Consider the following 4,144-nt stretch of genomic DNA (forward strand, 5'->3'; position numbering starts at 1 on the left):
TGTACCGAAATAACTCTGTTTTGCCAACACCCCGATTATCCATCCAATAACGCAGAACTTTATTCCGAACAAATTGGGTTGTCCGTATTGCTTCATTAATGGCTTCTATCTGATTAGGTTTTGGCTTAACTTTGTATTCTAGTACAAACATTTTGACAATGCTAGACCTACTATCAATATCTTAACACAAAATTCTTTAAGTTGACACGGCCCCCTGCCAACCGCCTGCTGCCTTCGTTGACGTGAGCCAATAGAGCCGCAAGAGATTGCCAGTTATTTTAATCATATTTAATCTTAAAATATAGAATTGTCCCCGCTAAGATAAAGGTAACAAAATTAGCGATAATAATCGGTTTACTGCTCACATAAATTCCGTAGATTAGCCAAAGAAAAACCCCCAGACAAAAGCAAATAAACATAGTTAGGGACAAGTCCTTAGCCGAACGATAACGCCAAGTTTTAATCACTTGGGGTAAAAAGGAGACAGTGGTTAATATTCCCGCCACGATCCCGATTAGTTCAATAATATTCACCGCTTATCCTCTTAGCTTAGTTTCTTTCATTTTAAACTGTTGACTATCTAAATTACGCCTGAAGACGGCTCTCTCGACATCATGGGAGCAAAGTGTTGGTAAATGTGACATTTTGTCCCATTGTTTCTATTGAGCGATTACTATCACTGAAGTGCCGATTTGTACCCTTTCAAATAAAGCCTTTATATCTCGATCGCGCATCCTGACGCAACCGTGGGAGACGGCCCGGCCGATGAGATTTTCTTGCGGTGTGCCGTGAAAACCGATAAAATTCGCACCATCGGTCCAAAATCCGATCCAACGCGCCCCTAAAGGGTTGTTTTTTCCCGATGGCACCAGTTGCCCAGTGAAAGGATGTTCCCAGACCGGTTCCCGCACCATCTGAATCACCCTAAATTGTCCCGTTGGGGTTTCCCAACCCGGACGACCGATCGCCACTGGGTAAGAAGCGATTATTTTCTGTCCTTGGTAAACAAAAACCCGTCTTTTTTTTAAATTCAGCAGCAAACGGGTTTCCGTTCGGGTTGCCGTGGTTGCGGTACGGGAATTGCCCAGACTAATCGGGGGATGGAGGAAAAATTCCCCTATTCCTAGATATAAACAGAGAATCGCCACAAAAACTCGCATCTGATACCAGCAAAGTCAAAATTTTTTATCTGTATTCTAATCTGATTGCTGCTTTTTAGACCTGTGGGACAAGATTTCGATGGTTTTGTGACTCTAAGATTGAATAGGTTTGATAGAGATCAAAAGCTGTGGCGATCAAGAGTTGATAAGGTTTGAAAATGGGCAACTGTGGAACTATTCGCCTTTTTTCATCGGTAAATTCCCCAGAATCACTTAATTGGCTGCTATTAAGCCGATAATAAGTTCCATAGGCTAGATAAAACAAGCTAGGAGAAGTCCCTAACATAAATCTTGTTGGCTAGTTCCCATCGGTAATTGTCTGCATTTTTAGGTAATCAAAAAATAATTTTATAAGTGGGAAAGCATAATTATTTGTAGGCTAGGTTAGCGACATTGTAACCCCTCTGGGTATTCTTAAATTAATTAGACGCTCTGCTTTAAGTTAATAATTTGATTAATTTGGCCTTATTTTAGTTGTTAGTTTAGCCTATTGATGATCCTATATCTATAATGGATTTCCGAAAAAAGCTGACATTCGAGCCTGAATAAAGTAAAATGTCAAGAAAAGTGAAATTAAGGTTTTTTTCTTGGCCTTAACTCACTTTTTCTGTATTTCGGAAAAGTCTTCAGGTTTTTAACCCTCTTGTTGGGTGTAAGGGTGAATGGACTCACAACTGGTCAATAATCGCTATCAAATTCTCAAAAAGCTAGGGGAGGGGGGATTCGGGACAACCTATCTGGCAGAAGACACCCAAATGCCTTCCCGTCGTCGCTGCGTGATCAAGCAACTGAAGCCCCTCGCTCACGATCCTCGAATATATCAACTCATTGGGGAGCGGTTTCAGAGAGAGGCTGCCATCTTGGAGGACTTGGGGCAGAAAAATGAGCAGATACCCCAACTCTATGCTTATGGTGAAGAGCAGGGGCAATTCTATCTAGTGCAAGAATATATCGATGGGGAAACCCTCTCGACGAAGGTGGGCAATCGTGGCGTGCTGGGGGATGCGGCGGTTCGGGATATCTTGCTAAAACTCTTAGCCGTCTTGGTTTATGTTCATGATCACCGGATTGTGCATCGGGATATTAAGCCAGACAACATTATTCTGCGGCGGGGAGATGAGCTGCCCGTGCTGATTGATTTCGGTGCGGTTAAGGAAACCATGGGGACGGTGATGACAGCAGCGGGCAACCCTACTAGCTCCATTGTCATCGGTACACCTGGTTTTATGCCCTCGGAGCAGAGTATAGGGCGGCCTGTGTACGCCACCGACCTTTATGCTTTGGGATTGACCGCCATTTATCTTCTCACGGGAAAAGTCCCCCAAGAATTGGCCACGGATCCTCTGACCGGGGAAATCCAGTGGCGAGATCATGCCCCCGGAGTTAGTCCAAGCTTGGCCCTAGTGTTAGATAAAGCCATCAAGTCCCATTATCAGGAGCGCTTTCCTACGGCCCAAGCTATGCAGGAAGCCTTGGCCCCTTCTTCTTCTCGAAGTACCATTGTTCTTCCCCCGTCGCCCCCATCAACGGCAGTTCACCCCCCCGCACCTCAATCTAGGGGGGGTGATTGGTTAAAATTCGGGATTGTCGGTGGGGTGATGGGATTGGTTCTCTTGGCCGGATTTGTTTATCTTCAAGATCAACAACAAAAAGCATTTGAAGAAAGGCTCAACCAGCTACAACGGCAGTCACCTCCGGGATCGCCCTCCCCTCAACCCTCCCCTCCAGCGAGTCCTGAAAGCGCACCAGAGGCGAGTCCTGAAAACGCGCCGACGGTGAGGGTTCCATCCCCCTATCTGCCAAGTCCCCAACCATCTCCAGTGGAATTATCGCCAACGCCCACCCCCACACCCTCTAGAATTGAACCAGAACCCTCAACTTCACCCTATCTTGATCAAGCTGATGCTATCTCCACCGTTGAAAATCTCTACTATCTCGTTTCTAATCGGCAGTATGACCAAGCAGTTCAACTATTCTCTCCCCAATTGGCCAGTCAATTCGATCCCAAGTTTTTTAATCAGTTTGAAAGGGTAACGGTAGAGAACTTGCAGATTACTTCGCATACTGATGCGATGATTAATTTACGGGGAGAGAATACTTATGTCTATCCTGATGGGACAACCCAAAGGGAACTGCGGTCTTATACTGTGAGAAAGACCGATCAAGGGAGCGAGATCGCCGCATCGGATTTTATTAAGGTGATTAAATTCCGCTAGGATTAAGACAGCGATCGCTAAACTTTTTTTAACCTTTCAATCATTTTTATGTTTTTTCCGATTATCGCTCAATCCTCTTCTGGTTTGACATTTAACACCTTTAATGCTGTTATTTATACAGTTTGTTTTTTAGTGCCAGGTTTTGTAATTGACCTAACATTATCAAGATTTTTTTATAAGAAATCTGAGCAGGTTACTCTAATTTTATTAAGGTTTCTCACCTTCAGTTGTCTCAACTATATTCCCTGGATATTTGTTTATCTGCTGCTGTGGGATCGCAGTATTTTAGCCAACCCTAGTTTTTTAGCCTTTGCTTTTATTATCATTATTTTTATTAGTCCAATAATTGTAGGATTAATTTTAGGCTATGCTAACCAAAAACAGTTATTAGAACGAGGATTATCTGGTTTAGGGTTTAAAACAATTACAGGATTCCCTTCTGCTTGGGATTATTCCTTTAGTCGCATTGAGGAACCTGTCTGGATGTTAATTACTCTCAAAGATGGCAGTCAGATAGCGGGTTGGTTCGGAAAAAACTCTTTAGCTTCGTCAGAATCATCAGAACGAGATATTTATCTAGAACTGGTGTATAAATTAGAAGATGATGCTTGGCAACCAGTCCCCAGAAGCGCAGGAATTTTGATTAATGCAGAGGAAATTCGTTATATTGAATTTTGGGGCTCTTCGGTAATTGTTATGCAAATAATTAACTTAAAATAAAATTCGATGAGAGTGCCTACGCCTAAAAGTAGCTGAAATCTATACAGG

At 43.2% G+C, this 4,144-nt stretch carries 5 protein-coding genes and 1 pseudogene; 2 read left to right on the forward strand and 4 right to left on the reverse strand.

Translation table 11 applies throughout. From position 1 onward, the window contains the following. From BGL89_RS17295 to BGL89_RS17310, 4 genes and pseudogenes are all read right to left on the reverse strand, one after another. Positions 1–151: pseudogene (locus BGL89_RS17295) on the reverse strand (RNA-guided endonuclease TnpB family protein); the annotation flags it as partial. Between the two features lie 127 nt (positions 152–278). Beyond that, positions 279–533 (reverse strand): SemiSWEET transporter, encoded by a 255-nt coding sequence (locus BGL89_RS17300; protein ID WP_286826774.1) that lies wholly within the window; start codon positions 531–533, stop codon positions 279–281. A 126-nt stretch (positions 534–659) separates the two neighbouring features. After that, positions 660–1,160: a L,D-transpeptidase gene (locus BGL89_RS17305; RefSeq protein WP_286826775.1), complete on the reverse strand. Its 501-nt coding sequence runs from the start codon at positions 1,158–1,160 to the stop codon at positions 660–662. A gap of 55 nt (positions 1,161–1,215) precedes the next feature. Beyond that, complete coding sequence (locus tag BGL89_RS17310; protein ID WP_286826776.1) at positions 1,216–1,446, reverse strand: hypothetical protein; 231 nt, start codon at positions 1,444–1,446, stop codon at positions 1,216–1,218. Between the two features lie 376 nt (positions 1,447–1,822). Between BGL89_RS17310 and BGL89_RS17315 the strand changes: the two genes are divergently transcribed. Continuing rightward, entirely contained in the window at positions 1,823–3,376 is a 1,554-nt protein-coding gene (locus tag BGL89_RS17315) for a serine/threonine-protein kinase (RefSeq protein WP_286826778.1), read from the forward strand. A gap of 48 nt (positions 3,377–3,424) precedes the next feature. Beyond that, positions 3,425–4,096: a DUF6338 family protein gene (locus tag BGL89_RS17320; RefSeq protein WP_286826779.1), complete on the forward strand. Its 672-nt coding sequence runs from the start codon at positions 3,425–3,427 to the stop codon at positions 4,094–4,096. Positions 4,097–4,144: the final 48 nt, after the last annotated feature.

Source organism: Microcystis sp. LSC13-02, assembly GCA_002282935.1.
Classification (GTDB): Bacteria; Cyanobacteriota; Cyanobacteriia; order Cyanobacteriales; family Microcystaceae; genus Microcystis.